The organism is Pseudomonas sp. S3_B08, assembly GCF_054667725.1.
On sequence record NZ_CP162750.1, the window covers coordinates 2,771,874 to 2,789,632 of the forward strand.

At 57.2% G+C, this 17,759-nt stretch carries 15 protein-coding genes and 2 pseudogenes; 7 read left to right on the forward strand and 10 right to left on the reverse strand.

The annotated features are described in order from the left end of the window. Nucleotides 1-13: 13 nt before the first annotated feature. A pseudogene (locus AB4N73_RS12555) lies at nt 14-1,042 on the reverse strand (methyl-accepting chemotaxis protein); the annotation flags it as partial. Between the two features lie 422 nt (nt 1,043-1,464). Further along, nucleotides 1,465-1,601, reverse strand: a pseudogene (locus AB4N73_RS12560) (Lrp/AsnC family transcriptional regulator); the annotation flags it as partial. 266 nt (nt 1,602-1,867) lie between these two features. Between AB4N73_RS12560 and dusA the strand changes: the two are divergent. Together dusA and AB4N73_RS12570 are read left to right on the forward strand one after the other, a co-directional pair. Beyond that, on the forward strand, nt 1,868-2,842 hold the full coding sequence (dusA, locus tag AB4N73_RS12565) for a tRNA dihydrouridine(20/20a) synthase DusA (protein WP_236169400.1): 975 nt from the start codon (nt 1,868-1,870) through the stop codon (nt 2,840-2,842). Nucleotides 2,843-2,869: 27 nt separating this feature from the next. After that, on the forward strand, nt 2,870-3,289 hold the full coding sequence (locus AB4N73_RS12570) for a DUF2388 domain-containing protein (RefSeq protein WP_236169401.1): 420 nt from the start codon (nt 2,870-2,872) through the stop codon (nt 3,287-3,289). On the opposite strand, the gene AB4N73_RS12575 is transcribed toward AB4N73_RS12570, so the two are convergent. Next, nucleotides 3,290-4,123 (reverse strand): undecaprenyl-diphosphate phosphatase, encoded by an 834-nt coding sequence (locus AB4N73_RS12575; protein ID WP_236169402.1) that lies wholly within the window; start codon nt 4,121-4,123, stop codon nt 3,290-3,292. It abuts the gene before it with no gap. A gap of 573 nt (nt 4,124-4,696) precedes the next feature. Between AB4N73_RS12575 and AB4N73_RS12580 the strand changes: the two genes are divergently transcribed. From AB4N73_RS12580 to AB4N73_RS12590, 3 genes are all read left to right on the forward strand, one after another. Beyond that, nucleotides 4,697-5,437 carry a winged helix-turn-helix domain-containing protein gene (locus tag AB4N73_RS12580; protein WP_095182403.1) on the forward strand — a complete coding sequence of 247 codons (741 nt, stop codon included), beginning with the start codon at nt 4,697-4,699 and terminating at the stop codon, nt 5,435-5,437. Between the two features lie 277 nt (nt 5,438-5,714). Next, the gene (locus AB4N73_RS12585; protein WP_460094997.1) at nt 5,715-6,374 is read left to right on the forward strand and encodes a winged helix-turn-helix domain-containing protein; all 660 of its coding nucleotides are present in this window, start codon (nt 5,715-5,717) and stop codon (nt 6,372-6,374) included. Between the two features lie 390 nt (nt 6,375-6,764). After that, complete coding sequence (locus AB4N73_RS12590) at nt 6,765-8,159, forward strand: undecaprenyl-phosphate glucose phosphotransferase (RefSeq protein WP_406226863.1); 1,395 nt, start codon at nt 6,765-6,767, stop codon at nt 8,157-8,159. 322 nt (nt 8,160-8,481) lie between these two features. On the opposite strand, the gene AB4N73_RS12595 is transcribed toward AB4N73_RS12590, so the two are convergent. The 6 genes from AB4N73_RS12595 to galE all read right to left on the reverse strand — a co-directional run bounded on the left by AB4N73_RS12595 (nt 8,482) and on the right by galE (nt 14,683). Then, the gene (locus tag AB4N73_RS12595; protein ID WP_460143534.1) at nt 8,482-10,560 is read right to left on the reverse strand and encodes a YjbH domain-containing protein; all 2,079 of its coding nucleotides are present in this window, start codon (nt 10,558-10,560) and stop codon (nt 8,482-8,484) included. Then, nucleotides 10,557-11,318 carry a capsule biosynthesis GfcC family protein gene (locus AB4N73_RS12600; RefSeq protein ID WP_323621287.1) on the reverse strand — a complete coding sequence of 254 codons (762 nt, stop codon included), beginning with the start codon at nt 11,316-11,318 and terminating at the stop codon, nt 10,557-10,559. Before AB4N73_RS12600 ends, AB4N73_RS12595 begins: the two co-directional genes overlap by 4 nt. After that, a complete protein-coding gene (locus AB4N73_RS12605; RefSeq protein ID WP_460143535.1) occupies nt 11,315-11,980 on the reverse strand; it encodes a YjbF family lipoprotein in 666 nt (221 codons plus the stop codon). The genes AB4N73_RS12600 and AB4N73_RS12605 overlap by 4 nt, the downstream gene beginning before the upstream one ends. A gap of 12 nt (nt 11,981-11,992) precedes the next feature. Next, complete coding sequence (locus tag AB4N73_RS12610; protein ID WP_177180896.1) at nt 11,993-13,108, reverse strand: polysaccharide biosynthesis/export family protein; 1,116 nt, start codon at nt 13,106-13,108, stop codon at nt 11,993-11,995. Nucleotides 13,109-13,199: 91 nt separating this feature from the next. After that, nucleotides 13,200-13,436: a hypothetical protein gene (locus AB4N73_RS12615; RefSeq protein ID WP_016775457.1), complete on the reverse strand. Its 237-nt coding sequence runs from the start codon at nt 13,434-13,436 to the stop codon at nt 13,200-13,202. A gap of 230 nt (nt 13,437-13,666) precedes the next feature. Further along, entirely contained in the window at nt 13,667-14,683 is a 1,017-nt protein-coding gene (gene galE, locus AB4N73_RS12620; protein ID WP_073471420.1) for a UDP-glucose 4-epimerase GalE, read from the reverse strand. Between the two features lie 387 nt (nt 14,684-15,070). Between galE and galU the strand changes: the two genes are divergently transcribed. Beyond that, on the forward strand, nt 15,071-15,904 hold the full coding sequence (gene galU / locus AB4N73_RS12625) for a UTP--glucose-1-phosphate uridylyltransferase GalU (RefSeq protein ID WP_027611481.1): 834 nt from the start codon (nt 15,071-15,073) through the stop codon (nt 15,902-15,904). A gap of 32 nt (nt 15,905-15,936) precedes the next feature. Continuing rightward, a complete protein-coding gene (locus AB4N73_RS12630) occupies nt 15,937-16,350 on the forward strand; it encodes a mannose-1-phosphate guanylyltransferase (protein WP_016770593.1) in 414 nt (137 codons plus the stop codon). Nucleotides 16,351-16,449: 99 nt separating this feature from the next. On the opposite strand, the gene AB4N73_RS12635 is transcribed toward AB4N73_RS12630, so the two are convergent. After that, nucleotides 16,450-17,580 carry an SGNH/GDSL hydrolase family protein gene (locus AB4N73_RS12635; RefSeq protein WP_460143536.1) on the reverse strand — a complete coding sequence of 377 codons (1,131 nt, stop codon included), beginning with the start codon at nt 17,578-17,580 and terminating at the stop codon, nt 16,450-16,452. Nucleotides 17,581-17,759 lie beyond the last annotated feature (179 nt).

The window sequence follows — 17,759 nt, forward strand, 5'->3', positions numbered from 1 at the left end:
ACTCATCTTTGCGCGCAGACCTGGCCTGGACCGTCAGGTCGCCTTTGGCAATCCGTCGTGCCAGATCAACCGTCAGCGCTAGCGGCGCAGTGATCTGGCGCGAGATAACCACCGAAGCCAACAGCCCGATCACCAGCGCCAACGCAGTCAATACCGCCATCTGAATAAAAGCCGAATGCTGATCCTCATGCGCAAGGCGCTGCTGGGTGTCCATCAGGCCACTCATGATCTTGTCCATCGCCTTGCTTTCCTGGTCGACCTGCTCGCGCATGTTCTGCTTCTGCTCAAACAGCCCGGCCACTTCCACCAATACTTCGCGATAACGCCGCATGCCGGAGTGGGCTTCTTCCAGTTGGCTCGACAGCGCCGTCGGCAGGCTGGTGCGCGCCTTGCTGATATCACTCAAGAAGCTATCGATGGTTTCCATCAGCAGTTTTTTGTTCACGTCATTGGGCACCGCGATGTAACGACGCAACATCAGGCGAAACGTGGTCATGCCATTGCGCAAATCGGCCACCGTGCGCAGCTCCCGAACGCGTTCACCATCGGCAGACGCCAAGGCACTGGTCGTGGTGCCTTCAAGCATGCCGGCAAAAGTTTGCGCGTACTTGTCCGACAGCGCCGTCAGCGGTTTCAGCGCATCGGTGGTCGACTGATCGGCAGCGATCAGCCGTTTGACCTTCTGGTCGTAGGCAACAATCGTGGTTTGCAAAGCCTTCAAAGCTTGCTGGTTTTCAGCGCGGGTCAAGGTGTCCAGCGCCTTGCCCACAAGGCCCTGCAAGACATTCAACTGCGCGTTATAGGACTCGGCGAAGGCTGCGTCAGCGGCGGCTTCGTACTGTTTCTCGGACAGACGCATATTTTGCGTAGCGTCATTCAACGTGCCGATCAGACGCGTCGTACTCAAGCGATCAACCAGCACGCTGTTGCTGTTATAGCCAATGAAGGCAACCGCCAAAACGGCCAGCAGAAGAATGCCGAAGCCGGTTCCCAGCTTGCGGGAAACTTTGATGTCACCGAGGAAATTCGATGCTACTGCCATATTCAGCCTCAAACGTCCTGACGCGAAACGCCAGGCACAAAAAAATTGATCTCCGGTAACCACAGTCACCGTCCAGACATTCGGGGGTCGTCATCCAAGGCGTAATACGGGACGCTCCAGCTGTCCCGGAAATGCAAATGCCGATGCTGTTGAAGCGTCGAAAAGAGACCCGACGCGAGCACCGGCAGACAAACCCAGCACGTCGCAACAGAGCATTTGCACGCTGGATTTATCGTTTCAGCAAAGGTGTCTGGAGGGATGCTATTAATTTTGGGAAAACTTGTACAACTTTATATTTTTGTATAATCGTTGAACTTTTTGAGCGGCGTGATGACGCATTGCCATCATGATTTGTGGCACATCGCTATCGGCGTGAAACGGGGGCTGAAAATGCGCATTCAAACGCTTGGCGACTCAATCCTTTACCAGGTGGGAACGGCAATACGCCTACCGGTCGTGGCCTCGCGCAAGCACGGGACTCAATAGAGGCAATCCCCATCTGACGCCGGAGCACCTGCTCGATGAAGTTGCTGGAGCTATCAAGATCCTCTGCCAGCAATCCAGATCGCGTAGTCCGTTTCCGGGGCGAAAATGTGGCTGTCTTGGTAGACTTGCACTCCATTCCGCCGGATGCGGTGTAGCGCATGCTGCCATCCGCCAGTTTTCATGTCCTGACAGCTGCCATAAACGAAAGTGGTACGCATTGGCTTCGAATTGGTACATCGTACCAACCAGATGCTGAACACCCTTGAAAACGCCCAAAAGCACGCCGAAAACACGTTGAGTAAAATGGTCCAGAATCAGAGCTTCAGCCCAGTAAAATCCATGCCTGAGCCGTCTCGCCGCTTCAGTGTGGCACCCATGATGGATTGGACGGACCGCCATTGCCGTTTCTTCCTACGCCTCCTGTCGAAGAACGCCCTGCTCTACACCGAAATGGTCACCACCGGCGCACTCCTCAACGGCGATCACGAACGTTTCCTGCGTCACAACGAAGCCGAGCACCCGCTGGCGTTGCAGCTCGGTGGTAGTGTTCCGCTCGATCTCGCCGCCTGCGCGCGCATGGCTCAGGAACACGGTTACGACGAGGTAAACCTGAACGTCGGCTGCCCGAGCGATCGTGTGCAAAACAACATGATCGGCGCCTGCCTGATGGGGCATCCGCAGTTGGTGGCGGATTGTGTGAAGGCGATGCGTGATGCGGTGTCGATTCCGGTAACGGTGAAGCACCGCATCGGCATCAATGGGCGCGACAGTTATGCCGAGCTGTGTGATTTCATCGGCACCGTCCGTGATGCCGGCTGCACGAGTTTTACCGTGCATGCGCGGATTGCGATTCTGGAGGGGTTGTCGCCGAAGGAGAATCGTGACATTCCGCCGTTGCGCTATGACGTCGCGGCGCAGCTGAAGGCGGATTTTCCGGAGCTGGAGATTGTGCTGAATGGCGGGATCAAGACCATGGAGGCCTGCCATGAGCATCTGCAGACGTTCGATGGCGTGATGTTGGGGCGTGAGGCTTATCACAATCCGTATTTGCTGGCGGAGGTCGATCAGCAACTGTTCGGCAGTACCGCGCCGGTGATCAGTCGGGCTGAGGCGTTGGCGCAGTTGCGGCCGTATATCGCCGAACATCTGCTGGCCGGTGGGGCGATGCATCACATAACTCGGCATGTGCTGGGCCTGGGCACCGGTTTCCCCGGGGCGCGGAAATTCCGTCAGTTGTTGTCGGTGGATATTCACAAGGCCAAGGATCCGCTGGCGTTGCTGGATCAGGCGGCTGAGTTGCTTGAAGGTCGTTGATTGATGGATTGAGCGTGCGGGCGACGCATGAGCGTTGCCCGGTGTTTTGATGTACTGACAGGATGTCTTTCGTTTATGCCCGCGTTTACTTGTTCAGGTTTCAAGCGTTTCACCCTCCTCGCTTTGTTCAGCTTCACCTCCAACGTTTATGCGCACTGCGATGGCTTTTGCATGGGCCATACCGATACGCCGTGGGAGGTGACGCAGTTTTCCGGCTTCACTTTGGTGTCTTTGATCCTCGCACCTATTTCGTCTAGCCAGGAAACCACCGACAGTCACAAGCGTGTTTACTCCGCCGAGGAGCAAGAAGACGCGCGACTCTATCTGGCCAGCGACGGCATGCTGCAGGCCGCATATTTCACCTCGGCCTTGCAGCGCTTTCGTCAGGAGTCGTCGGATTCGACGTTAAACGATCTCGCCGTGGCGGCGTTGATCAGCGCGCAGTGATCAGGCGGCCGCTGCGGCGCTCCAGTTCACCCAGCCAAACAGCCAGGTTGCCAGAATCAACAAACCAAAACCGATCCGGTACCACGCGAACGCGGCATAGCTGTGGTTGGCGATAAATTTGAGCAGGCCACGCACTGCGATCATCGCGAAGATGAAGGCGGTGACGAAGCCGAGGGCGAAGACTGGCAGGTCGTTGGGTTGGAACAGGTCGCGGTATTTGTAGCCGGAATAAACGGCGGCGCCGACCATGGTCGGCATGGCGAGGAAGAACGAGAACTCGGTGGCGGCTTTGCGCGACAAGCCGAAGAGCAGACCGCCGATGATGGTCGAGCCGGAGCGCGAGGTGCCGGGAATCATCGCCAGGCACTGTACGAAACCGACCTTCAACGCGTGAGACCAGCGCATGTCATCGACATGTTCGACGCTGACCACATGGCTTCGCTGTTCGGCCCATAACATGACGATGCCGCCGACAACCAGGGCGACGGCAACGGTGATCGGGTTAAACAGGTATTCATGAATCGCGTCGGCGAACAACACACCGAGGACAACGGCCGGGAAAAACGCGATCAGCAGATTAAGGGTGAAACGTTGCGCGTTGCGCTCGGTGGGCAGGCCTTTGACGATTTCGAAGATCTTCGGACGAAACTCCCAGACCACCGCAAGAATGGCCCCCAGTTGAATAATGATGTTGAACGCCATGGCGCGTTCGCCGCCAAACTCGAGCAGGTCGGCGACAATAATCTGGTGGCCGGTACTCGAGATGGGCAAGAACTCGGTCAGGCCTTCAACCGCGCCTAATATCAATACCTGGAAAAGGGTCCAGAAATCCATTAATCCTCCGTCAGAGCACTCAGGGTGAGCGACCAGTCAATAACACTCAGGGGTTGAGTATCTGAACTACACAATTGGCGCATATAAAGATCTAAAGAGATCGCAGCCTTCGACAGCTCCTACATTTGGAATGCATTTCCATGTAGAAGCTGCCGAAGGCCGCGACCTTTTGATTTCGAAGAATAGGTTTAACGGACTGCCACACTCAAGTCATGTTAGTAATCGTCGGCCGACGAACTAAACGGAAAAAATTTACATCTATTACAACAAATATTTCAGTTCAGATATGAAGTGTGATCAACTTCACACATTGTTGACATGGCCAATCAGTGGCAAAAGGACATAGACAACGCCATCGTCACAAGCTCAAAATAGTGGCACCATTGCATATAGCCATCACTTATCCATTAGTTCACAAGCCCGAGAAAATCAACTAAAAGCCTGAAAAGCTTAGTTATTGTTAGAAAACTCGGGAGACACGTCTAAAATCCGCGCAAATGTTACCAATTGTCAGTCACAGATGAGAACCGGTGCTTTAACATCCCGATGTCAGCACCTAATTCGAGTCAACGCATGATGCTCTCAGGGAACTTGGCGACGAGAAGTCCGCGCCCGACAAATGATGAATCCGGTGTTCTTGCGCTGGGTCGTACACTGGGTGTGGCTGATCATTTGAGATCGCTGATCGCAAAGCACGTGCAGCCCGATATGACTCTGGAAACAGGTGCTTTCACTAGTTCATATAAGCAGCACGGTTACATCGGTTCCTACCGCGCCATTTTCGTCATCATCGATAATCCACAAGCTATCGAAGAAAATCTGGCCCTGGTGCAGAACCTGCGCGATGACAACTTGAAGCCACTTATTTGCGCAATTGTCACCGGCCGCGGTGCCGTCAACAAGATCAAATATTTCCTCGCCGGGGCGGATGCCTGTATCAAGCTCAACACATTGAGCGATGACAGCGAAGACTTGCTCGCGGAGTTCTTCAACAGCGAAGACTGGCAACGAGATATCAATCTCACGCTTGATCCGACGCGGATCTGCCTGATGGACAGTCGGCGCAAACTGGATATCTCTTTCGCCGAGATGAAGATCCTCGAGGCCTTTGCGCACACCGGCAATCACATTCTGAGTCATGATGAAATCGCCAGCATCATGGGCCTCAACAGCAATTTCTACGATCCTCGGGCACTGGAAAAATCAATCAGTCGCTTGCGTGGAAAAATCAAGGACATGTATGGTACAAACGCGATTCAGAGCATCCGCGGCTACGGCTATCGCCTGATGCGGGGCCTGATATCGACTGCCTGAGTCTCGGGCAGTCTTCCCTTTTGCATACGTACGAAGGATCGTCTGATGCAGCCATATCGTTCCAATTGCGCCTCATACTTATTAAAACTCAAGCACTTGAATGAGCACGGCATCACGCCACATAACAATAAAACTCCATAACATAGCAGCAGATCGAGTGGAATTTATCGATGGCCATTTTCGGCCAGAACCCTGCCTACGATTACTTCCGAGGAAGTCATTGCTCGCCTGCCGATTTATCTTTTAGCCAATTTTGGTGTGTATTTAGGAGAGAGACATGGAAACGAGTACAACCCTCCCCAGAAAATATTTTGTTGTTGTGACGCACAGCACAACGTCGCAACGTGAACTGGAAAGCATCTTGTCCAGTGAGCGTTTCAATTCGTTTGGCACGTCGCAGGCACAAATGTTTGTTGAAGGTGTTGCTTCGCCCTCTTCCGCCCCGATGGTCATGGAGTTCAGTTACCCAAGCCTCAGCCGAAAGAATGTTGCGCGCAGTATCGAACATGATACTCAACGCATACTGGCCACTCTTGAAAATGAATGGCGAGCCGCGCAAACAGACAATCCGTTTCAAAGCTTCCCGACACGCAGTGCAGAACGCGCTCATATCTCCAATGTCAGCGAGAGCACTGAGCCTTGCAGCGACACCTGGCATCTTGACGATGAACAAGGCGTGTTGCTCAAGGACAATGTTGCGATCAGCCTGACTGGCCTGGAAACCGCTCTGATCAGGAAAATGCTGAGCCACGAAGAGCGCGTGGTCAGTCGTGATGACCTGATCATCAGTATTGGCCGGGAACCGGAACAATACCGTGGCCTGGAAATGTGCCTGAGCCGGTTGCAGGACAAGTTCAAGAGTGCGAGTAATGGCGAGCGATTGTTCCGTGCCGTAAGAAATCGCGGATATTGCCTGATCCAGGAAGTCGTAGCGTAATCACCGGCGCCACTAAAACCGAGACAAACAGATATAAAGTGCGACTACAACAACAAGAAGAGCACTCTGTCTGGTTTTCCCTCCCTGATTCAATAAAAGCTTCCCTGCCTCCACCCTGCAACAGTAACAAATACCCCCTCGCCTTTTCATCCCCCGCTCTACGACCTTTTCTAACAGCCATCTATTTAATTATTAAAAAGTTGGCACGGTGCCATCTTGTTAGAACTCGTCAGACACCATTCCCGGCAATAACTTAGTCTATTGGCTGACGACAGTTCGGCTCTCGATGTTGTTACCTCAAGACACTCGCTAAAACAAAAACAATAAGTCTGCATAACAACTCGGCTTTCAACTGTTGAAACCTGAATGGACGTCTTTTGGGGATATCGTATGGATCTTTCTCTCAGTATTAATCGAAGCACGGGCCTCAAGGGACTGACCTTTTGGGGCCAATGGGCGCTGGCACAGGCTTTCGTTGTGACGCTGCTGTTCATTCTCGCTGAACAGCACACCGGCACCGTCGCGTTCTACTACCGAATGTGCGCCACCCTCGCCATCCTGGCTTCGGTGCCGGCTTACACATTCAGCGGCGTTTATCGCAAACGCGACAACTACCTGACCGGCCTCGGCCGCTTGTTCATGGGCTGGTCGATGACCATGGCCGCGCTGGCGTGCATCGCGTTTGTCTGCCAGGCCGATGAGCTGTTTTCCCGTCAGGTGATTCTGAGCTGGGCGGTGTACGGCTTCCTCGGTCAGGCGTTCCTCTACGCGCCGCTGCATGCGTTTTCCAAGTTCTACCAGCGTTCGCGTAAAAGCGAACACCGGACGCTGATTGTCGGCACCGGCGAACTGGCGTTGGGCCTGGCGCAAAAACTCAGCCAACTGGAAAACCTGCCGCTGATCGGGCTGGTCAGCAACGGAGACAAGCCCGCTCTCGGCTCCGATGCACCGCGTATCGTTGGTGCTCAGGACGAGTTGCTTGAGCTGATCGAGGCCCACGACATCCGTCGTTTGTACATCACCCTGCCCCTGTGCGAAGCCGCGAAAATCGAAGCGATGTATGTCGATTTGCTCGGCGCCAACGTCGATGTGGTGTGGGTGCCGGACTTGAACAGCCTGACCCTGCTCAACCACTCGGTGAAAGTCGTGGACGGCCTGCCGGCGATTTACCTGAACGAAAGCCCGCTGACCAGCCGCCCGACCGCTGCTCTGAGCAAGAGTCTGGTTGAGAAAACCGTGGCGTTCCTGGCGATCATTGCGCTCAGTCCGCTGCTGTTGATCATCGCTCTGGCGGTGAAAATCAACTCGCCCGGCCCGGTGTTTTTCAAGCAGGACCGCCATGGCTGGAACGGCAAGGTGATCAAGGTCTGGAAATTCCGCTCGATGCGTGTCCACGATGACCGCGAAGTGAAACAGGCCAGCCGCAATGACTCGCGCATTACCGCAGTAGGTCGTTTTATCCGCCGTACTTCGCTGGATGAGTTGCCGCAGTTGTTCAACGTGTTGCAGGGGCACATGGCGCTGGTGGGGCCACGGCCGCATGCGGTGGCGCACAACAATTACTACTCGGGCAAGATCCTCGCTTACATGGCGCGTCACCGAATCAAACCGGGCATCACTGGCCTGGCACAGATCAGCGGCTGCCGGGGTGAGACCGACACCATCGACAAGATGCAGAAGCGTGTCGAGATCGACCTGCAGTACATCAACAGCTGGTCGTTGTGGCTGGATCTGAAGATCCTGGTGAAGACGCCGTTTACGTTGTTGTCGAAGGATATTTACTGAGGCTCAGCGCTGCAGATTACAAGGGGACGAAAGTCCCCTTTTTTGTGGGCGGGATTTTGGTAACCAGTATCGACTACCGGCACAAACCTTGTAGGAGTGAGCCTGCTCGCGATGGCGGTGGGTCAGTCAATGACGATGTCGGCTGACACGAAGCTATCGCGAGCAGGCTCGCTCCCACAGGGATTCGGGCGATGCCCTGGATGTGTGGCGTGACGCCGATCAGTTGTGGGAGCGAGCCTGCTCGCGAAAGCGGTGTGTCAGGCGATGGAGATGTTGGATGTGCCGGACCATCGCGAGCAGGCTCGCTCCCACAGACCAGCGCTTACTCGGTAATCTTCTCGAAGTTGCGATAGAACATGTCCCCTTCCCGGCTATCCGTCATCGAGTGCAGTTGATAGCTGCGGCTCAGTCTGGCGCCGCCATCTCGGGTCAGTGGCGCCCAGACCAGGTTGGCGCGGCGCATGGTCGACATGCTCATCATCTCGTCGAACGGGATCGACAGGTACAGGCCCTTGTCGAAACTACCTTCGCCATATTCCGCGCTGCTGGCCGTGGTGATGGTTGCCCAGGCACCGACGCGCACGCCATTGAAGAACTCACGCGAGATATCCACGGTCGTGCCCCAATCCCCGGCCAGATAACGACCGACACTGACCGCCGCCAGCGTATCGAATGGCAGGTCGGTATAGCCGGTGATATGCCCGGTCACCACCGAGTAATCGCGCAAGGCAAAGCCCTGATCGAAATCACGCTGGCGCACCCAGTTCAGATCCGCACCCAGCGACCAGCGCTCGCCGGTCGGGCGGAACAACACTTCCGCGCCGACGCCGGCAAACATCGATTCCAGATAGCCGCCGTACACCATGCCGTACAGGTCTTTATCCAACTGCTCGGCATGGCTGAGCTGAAACAACGGCATGGTCGTGTTTGAGGTGGTCAGGTACTGGCGCAAATCCGTGCGCACGCGGGGCAATCCGCTCGGCGCGTCGTAGACGAATTTGTCGAAGTTGTTGACCAGGTTGGCGCTGAGCAAACCGCTCCACCAGGTGTTGCGGTTGAAGCGATATTCCGCGTCCGCATCAGCACTGAATTGATAGAGCAAACCATCCGGGCCGCCGACGTTCTGCTTGAAGCCCAGACCCACGCCGTAGCTGAAATGCTGCGGCGCTTCGGTGTAGAGGGTCTTCTCATTGCGCGGCATCGCCGGGTTGATTTCGGTGGTGCGATGCAGCGACTCCAACGGTTCTTCATTGTTGATCACTTCGCGGAAGGTCTGGCGCGGCAGGCTGGTTTCTTCCAGCGGCAAGTCATAGCGCTTGTTGACCACGGTGAACCAGTCGATGTCGTCGTTGACACTGTTGTCGAGAATCCGGCTCGCGCGGCCAACGGCTTTGGACGAATGGAAATACCGCTGCTGCTCGCCGTAGACGATCAGTTCGGAATCGCGCTGACTGATGCGCTCGACCTTGTACCCGGCGTTCTGCTGCAAACGCCGCGACACATCGGCCCAGTTGACCTGTTCCATCGAGGTCGTCGGCGCCTTCGCCGGCAGCGGTTCGGGGGTCGGATCGTAGGTCTTGGCCGGCGCCTTGCGGCTGACGAAATTGGTGTGAAAGGTCACGCCGAACATCGCCGTATTGCCCCGTTCCCAGGCAGCGCTCAGATCGATCGAATCGGTCACCTTGAACACCGCGCCAAGGTTGATCGGCGAGTCCTGTTTGATCTCGTTGTCCTTCGGCTCGTTCTTGTAGTCGTTGCCTTCGAATTCCAGCTTCAGGCTCAGCCGATCCCACGGCGTCTGGTAGCTCACGCCACCGAAGAGTGAAGGCTTGCCACGAAAGTACGCGCCGGAGTTGACGTCGCCGGTGCCTTCCAGCGCCGGGCGCGTGTCGAAGCGATTGCTGACGTAGCCCAGCGGGTTGTCGAAGTCGCCGCGATTACCGATGTAGCCCCAGGCGATGCCAGCACTGAAATCGAAATTGTCGAAGCGCTTGTTGGCGACGAAGAATTCGCTGGAGAACAAACCGGTACCACCGATATCTCGAAAGCCCAGCGCCACTTCCGGCGCCCAGTGGCTTTCCTGCCACAGGCGTACTTTGGCGTCGACCGCCTTGTCCTTGTAGCTTTGGCTGCCGCTGAGGGCCTCCGAGCCGTACGGCCGGTTGGTGATCGCGGTGTAGCGAAACGAACCTTCTAGCCAGTCCAGCGGTTGCAACGACACGCTGTAGCGGCTGTACGGGTCGGTGCGGTTGGCATTGACGCTCAGCTCGCCGGCCGGGGCCATGCGCGCCGTTGGCGTCTGCAACAGACCGGTGCCACCGAAGTCATTCTGGGTGATGCGCGGCTCGGCGTGGGCCAGACCGCAGGGCAATAACAACACAGCTGCAAAACGTAACTTCAACGAACCACCTCGGCCAGCTGCGTGGCAATGAATTCGGCCAACTGCTGATTCAATTCAGGAAGAGGCGGATCTAGATCATCATTTTTTATCGGCACCAGAATCCTGCTGCCGGCCACCGGAAACTGCCCGGACTCGCGATTCCAGTGCGCGATGCCGACGCGCCGCGACACGCCGTTGGGCTGGATCAACCACAGGTAATCGGCCTCGGCATCGTCGAGAATCGAGCAGCCTTCGAGATATTCGCGGGCCTCCTGCAATGGCTGGTACGGCAAGTGACATGGCTCGGTGACCGCGCCCAGCACCTGCACTTCATCAACCCGTTTCGGATAGATCAGCCGATCGCCGTCATCCAAGCGAATGTTGCGCGCGAAGCCGACTTCCACCGCCACCGGATCGAGGTCAGCGATCTGCCGTCCGGTCACTGGCATTTGTCGGATTTCTTCAGCAATGCGCTGTGCCAATGCCGCGCGGCTTGGCCGATCAAACAGCGTCGCCATGCGTTGCAGCACCTCGAGATCGAACAACACGCCGACCTTGAGCCGTGTCTGTTCCTCGACCAGCGACTGGCGCAACAAGCCGCCCGCCAGCCAATAGCCTTCGGCATTGGGCACGGCTTCGCTGATCACATCGAACAGGCGTCCACCCGGCGGCAATGCAATCGGACCGGGATTGGCGACGTCGCCGGACACAGTGACGGCGGCCTGACTCGCTCCAGCGATCAGCAAAAGGCCCGCTGCCAAAATGCTAAAGCGCTTCACGGCAGATGCCTGCGATCAGGCGTCAGCTGAACCAGCTTCACGCGCAATTGCGAGGTCAGTTGTTGCTCGCTTTGCAGAATGAAACCGTCGCGCGGGTCGACCCAGTAACGGTTGGTCGCGCTGAGGCCGATGGCTGGCGCGTCAATCTGTTCATCGACGCGCAGCACCGAGTAAGCCTTGTCGAGAATCTCCAGGGTCTCGGTGGAACGGCGCGAAAAGCGGCTGTTGACGATCACGCCGACTTCCTGGCCCTTGTACAGATCAATCCAGCGCTGTGTGGTGAAACCGTCGGCGACGTGATGCAGACCGTGCTTGAACGGCGAATCATCGGCCAGCCGTGTGCCATCCAGGTCGCCTTGCAGACCGAGGCCGATACTGCGCACGGCGAGGCCATCGCGCAGCAGCAACACCTGCTTGCCGGAGGCGACCCAGAATTGCAGGTCTTCGCGCTCGCGCACCAGCGCCAGCACGCCTGAGCCGGACGGTGTGGTCAGTTTCAGTTGCGGGTAGTTGACCCCGGCGACCTCAGCTGCTGTCACATCAACCTCGTCGGGGCCGACGACGGCGGCCTTGAGGTTGTTCAGCGACGCGCTCATCAGAGGATTGCAGCCGCACAGCAACGAGGCCGCCATCAGGCAGACGCCCACTTTCAATAGGTTCACAGTCGGGCGGCCTTATTTGCTGTTGTTGCTGTATTCGCTCCAGTTCTTCGCTGCCGAAGCCCCGGTGCCGACAATCGACGCCGACGGCACCAACTGGCTGATGAAACGGTTCCAGCGCGTAACGTTGGCCGGGCCGACGTAGACCACATCCTGTGGCCGCACCTGGAAGTGCGAAGCCAGTGCCATGGCGGTCGGTGATTCGGCCTCGAGCTGATAGATCTTCGCCGGCTCGACGTCGAGATTTTCCACGCCGCGAATCACGTACACCGCGTTGCCATTGGAACTGGTCTGACTCAGGCCACCGACCGAACCGAGCACGTCGGAAAGATTCATGGTCGCAGTCTTGAAGCTCAGCGCGCGCGGCTGGTTGACCTCGCCCATGACGTAGATGCGCTTGTTGTCGTTGTACGGCAGATACAGCTGATCGCCGCCCTTGAGGTAGACGTTCTGCAGTTCGGAATCCTGCTGATTGAGCGTGTCGAGATTGAGTGGATAGACCCGCCCGTTGCGCGTCAGCAGCAGGCCCGACAAGTCGGCGTTATTGGTGTCGATGCCAGCGGAACCGAGGGCTTCGACCACGCTCAACGGATTGGTCGAAATCGCTTGCGGGCCGGCCTTCGTGACGGCGCCGGTGACCACGACTTTCTGACTGGCGAAGCGCAATACTGCAACGTCGACCTGCGGCTCGGCGATGAATGCCGACAAGCGCTGTTCGATGTCCGCGCGCAGTTGCTGGATAGTCCGGCCGGCGGCCTGGACTTCCTTGATGAACGGGTAATACAGCGTGCCATCGGAGCGCACCAGACGGCCGTTGGCATCGATCTGTTGTTGCGCGCCGGAGGGGGCGGTGAGCTCCGGGTGATCCCAGACGGTGATGTACAAGACGTCGTTGTTGCCGATGCGATATTCCGCCGGCGTTACCAGCAGCTCCGCCGGCAGTGACTCACGCTTTTGCGTGGCGCGGTTCATGGCGATCAGCTTCGGGGTGATCGGGATCAGCTCGACCCGACTGCTTTCGCTGGCACCCTGGCGGGTGATATCGCTGGTGCTCAGGTACTGGCCGGGGGAAAACATGCAACCTTGCAAAGCGAGACTTGCCAACATTAAAAGATAAACACTACGAGTCATAATGGCACTACGCTACTCAAGGGCGAATCCAAAAAACAAAGTCACCCGACTTGCGTCGGGCGACTCTGTACTGCACTAACAAATGTTCCTGTTAGTTATGCGTGCCGGTTGTACCGGTGGTACCCGTCGTACCGGTGGTACCGCCGTTGGCACTGCCACCGCTGTTGGACGCCGCTACAGCACTGGCAACCATTGCAGTACTGGCCGCGGGCGCTTGCGAAGCCGCCACACTGCCACCTACATTGGTTACCGCTGTCAACGGTGCTTCAGCGGCGGCAGCCCAGTTGCTCAACATCGTCAACAGGGCAACTGCCATCACTTTTTTCATAACAACTCCTTTCTAACATTCGAACTGTTAAAAAACAGATCTGTGTCAGAGCTGGTAGCTTTCAAGTCCGCAAAGAGCGCGAACAAGATCCGTTGTTCTTTCACAGTCCTGTGCAACTGCTAAAGTCGAACGGCAGGTTTATATCTACGGACTTGCAAAAGGCATTGCCAGTGTAATTTCCCGACGTTATCTAACAACCTGACTGAAACTAACATCGGACTAAATGGCCATCACCCTGAATAACCATTGGGATGATTCGACTGCCAGCGCCAAGTGTCGGCAACCATGTCCTGCAAGTTGCGCGTGGCTTTCCAGCCGAGTTCTTTCGCCGCTTTCGAAGCATCGGCAAAACTCTCGGCGATATCACCGGCGCGGCGCGGCATCATCCGGTACGGCACCGGCCGCCCGCAGGCCTGTTCGAAGGCATGCAGCACTTGCAGCACGCTGTAGCCATCGCCGGTGCCGAGGTTCCAGGTGTGAATGCCGGTGCGCTCGCTGATCGACTGCAACGCTTTCAAATGCCCATCCGCCAGATCGACGACATGAATGTAATCGCGCACGCCGGTGCCATCGGCGGTCGGGTAATCGTTACCGAAGATCGACAGCTCACGCAGGCTGCCGACCGCAACCTGGCTGATATACGGCACCAGATTGTTCGGGATGCCGTTGGGGTCTTCGCCCATGTGCCCGCTGGCGTGAGCGCCGATCGGATTGAAATAGCGCAGCAGCGCGATGCTCCAGCGCGGCTCGGCGAGGCTCAGGTCGCGCAGCACGTTCTCGACGATCAGCTTGGATTGGCCGTAGGGATTGGTCGGATTGCCCGTCGGAAAATCCTCGCGAATCGGCATTTCTTCAGGCTCGCCGTACACCGTCGCCGAGGAACTGAACACCAGCCGGAACACCCCCGCCGCTGCCATCGCCTGACACAGGGTGATGCTGCCGCCGACGTTGGTTTCGTAGTATTCGAGCGGCTTGCGCACACTCTCGCCCACAGCTTTCAGCCCGGCGAAATGCAGCACGGCGTCGATCTGATGCTCGCGGAAAATCCGGTCGAGCAGCGGCCGATCGCAGACATCGCCGCGAATCATCCATGCACTTTTGCCGCAAATGGCCTCAACGGCGTGAAGTGCTGCGTCGCTGCTGTTACAAAGATTATCCAGAACGACAACTTCATAACCTGCTTCAAGCAATGCAAGTGTGGTATGCGAGCCGATATAGCCGGCACCACCCGTTACCAGAATCTTCATAGCGCGGTCCGTCATTGAATAAATACCCGGTAGCGTGTCAAGCCATGCCTGGTGGATATGCGGAGCAATTCACACAAACAGGGCGACAACAACCTCAAACAAATTTAGTTCAACCACTGGCAATAATTATTTTTGCCGGTCAAACTGTTTGACGGGTACTTATTAGCACTCCCTGGATACTTATCACTATCGATAGATACCGACTAAAAATAACTTATAACCAAGTAGTCGACATCTCATAACATTAGCGCTTTTTAACAGCGCAACTAATTGCCAGCAACAACCTGACTCGGGTATTAAAGTAAGCCTTCAATAATCATTGAAACTTGCCGCCACTTTCTGGTGCGCAACCGTCGCCTGTGTTCCATGACTGTCCAGGATACTTTTATGATTCGTAAATGTTTGTTCCCCGCTGCCGGCTACGGCACGCGTTTCTTGCCGGCGACCAAAGCCATGCCGAAAGAGATGCTGCCGATCGTCAACAAGCCGTTGATCGAATACGCCGTTGAAGAAGCACGGGACGCCGGCCTGCAACACATGGCCATCGTCACCGGCCGGGGCAAACGCGCGCTGGAAGACCACTTCGACATCAGCTACGAACTCGAGCACCAGATTCGTGGCACCGAGAAAGAGAAATTCCTCGCCGGCACCCGCGAGCTGATCGACACCTGCACCTTCTCCTACACCCGTCAGGTGGAAATGAAAGGGCTTGGGCATGCGATCCTCAGCGGACGCCCGTTGATTGGCGACGAGCCGTTTGCCGTGGTGCTGGCCGACGATCTCTGCCTGAACCTCGAAGGCGACGGCGTGCTGTCGCAGATGATCCAGCTGTACAAGAAGTTTCGCTGCTCGATCGTCGCCATTCAGGAAGTCCCCGCCGACCAGACTCACAAGTACGGCGTGATTGCCGGTGAGCTGATTTCCGAGGGCATCTACCGGGTCAACAACATGGTGGAAAAACCGGCGCCGCAGGACGCGCCGTCGAACCTGGCGATCATCGGGCGCTACATCCTCACCCCGGACATCTTCGACCTGATCGCCGACACCCAACCGGGCAAGGGCGGCGAAATCCAGATCACCGACGCACTGATGAAACAGGCGCAAAACGGCTGCGTGCTGGCCTACAAATTCAAAGGCCTGCGCTTCGATTGCGGCGATGCCGAGGGTTACTTGCAGGCGACCAATTTCTGCTACGACAACGTGTACCTCAAAGGCCGCTGAGACGGCTTTTCTCTCCCCACAGGCAGGCAACCATGAACATTGCACAACATTCGACAGAGATTGAACGTGAGGTGGGCAACCTCGGGGTGATGAGCTGGTTGTCGCGCCATCAACCGCTGCCCAGCGCCAACGAAACCTGGCTGGGCACGATTCTGCTGGTGGAGCGGATCGGTGTGTTTCCTGCGTCCGGCGATATTCGCCGGCCGCTGCGTGATCCCTATCCGCTGCTCGCGCACCTGAAGGCGTTGTATGGCGAACAGGCGCTGGAAATGGATGACCGCGATGGCCTGAAAGTGATCTTCAGCGACTGGCGCTTTCGCGTGCGCATCTGCTGCAACGACCCGGCGATCATCATTAATGTTGAAACCCGTTGTGATGCGCGGTTGATGCCGCGCAAGCTTGACGAACTGCTGGGGCTCATCGACGCCTTCAAGCACGACGCCTGATCACCCGGGCTTCACGCCGATCCATTGTGGGAGCGAGCCTGCTCGCGAAAGCGGCGGCACAGTCAGCATTGATCGTTCCCACGCTCCGCGTGGGAACGATCATGGTGGCGAGTCGTCGCAACCGGTACTCGTACCAGTTATCCAGCCATAAAAATAATCGGCAATCACCTTCCCGCCCGTGGCCGGCAACGGATGAATCCTGTCCGGGCCGATCATCGCGCTGGCGTAGCGTTTGACGTCGGGGCCGAATGCGCATTGCAGGTTGGCGAAACCGAGCTGCTGCTCACGCGCCCACGGCTCGAGCACCTGCGCATAGGCCGACATCGGGTAAGCGCTGGAGCGCGTAGTGTCCTGACGCATGATCAGGTTGATGCTCGCCGCTGGCTGGATCTCGCGCAGCATGCTCACCAGGCCCTGAACGTTCTGCAGGTACTGCGCAGGTTTGACGCCGAAGCCCTGATCGTTGCCGCCGAGCATGATCAGGTACACGTCGGCCGGAATCTTCGACACCACGGCTTTCCATTGCGTCTGCCACTGCGGATCGGCGTGATAGAAATCGGCCGATGCCGCGCCGGAGGCCGCCAGTTTCGACACCCGCACGCCCTGCTGAGCGTTGCCCAGCCACAGGCCGAACAGCGTCGGCGCGCCCTTCACCACTTCCAGTCTGAATGACCAGTCTGCGGCTGATGGAGCACCCGCTAGCGCGACTTCCTGAACGCCTGAGCCTGCGAGTTTCAACGGTTGCCAGGCCTGCGCGGGCGACCAGCGATAGCGCAACTCATCGGATTCGCCGTTGCCCAGATACAACAGTTTCGCCTGAGTGACCGTGGTATCGATGCGCGGCGAAGGGCTGGCATCGACTTGCACCCAGGCACCCGGCTTGCCGCTGATCGTGCGACTGTCCGGGCTGGCCTGGCCCAGGTCGGAAACCTTCCAGCCGCCGCCGAAGTATTTGTCGCTGCTGCGGGTGTATTTGAAGTGCGTGCCGCCCAGCGCCGCGCCGTGGTTGAAACCGACGTAACCGGGGCCGGCAAAACCCACCTCGGCGGCCACTCGCTGCACCAGTTTGTTCAGGTAGAAATCCTGCCCGGCGGTGTAGCTGTCGCCGATCACCGAAACCGCCAGCACCTTGCAGGCCTTGCCGTCGCGCCACTGCGCAAAGCGCTGGCGGGCATCGTCTACCGTGATGGCCGAGGTGGCGACTGGTTGAGGGGCGTCTACTGGCATCATTGAATATTTCCTTTGTACGGGGATGAACCCTTCGCGAGCAGGCTCGCTCCCACAAGGATGGTGTGACTTGCACGAATCCACTGTAGGAGCTGACGAGTGCAACGAGGCTGCGATCTTCTGACCTTCGCAAGCCACGACAAAAGATCAAAAGATCGCAGCCTCGTTTCACTCGTCAGCTC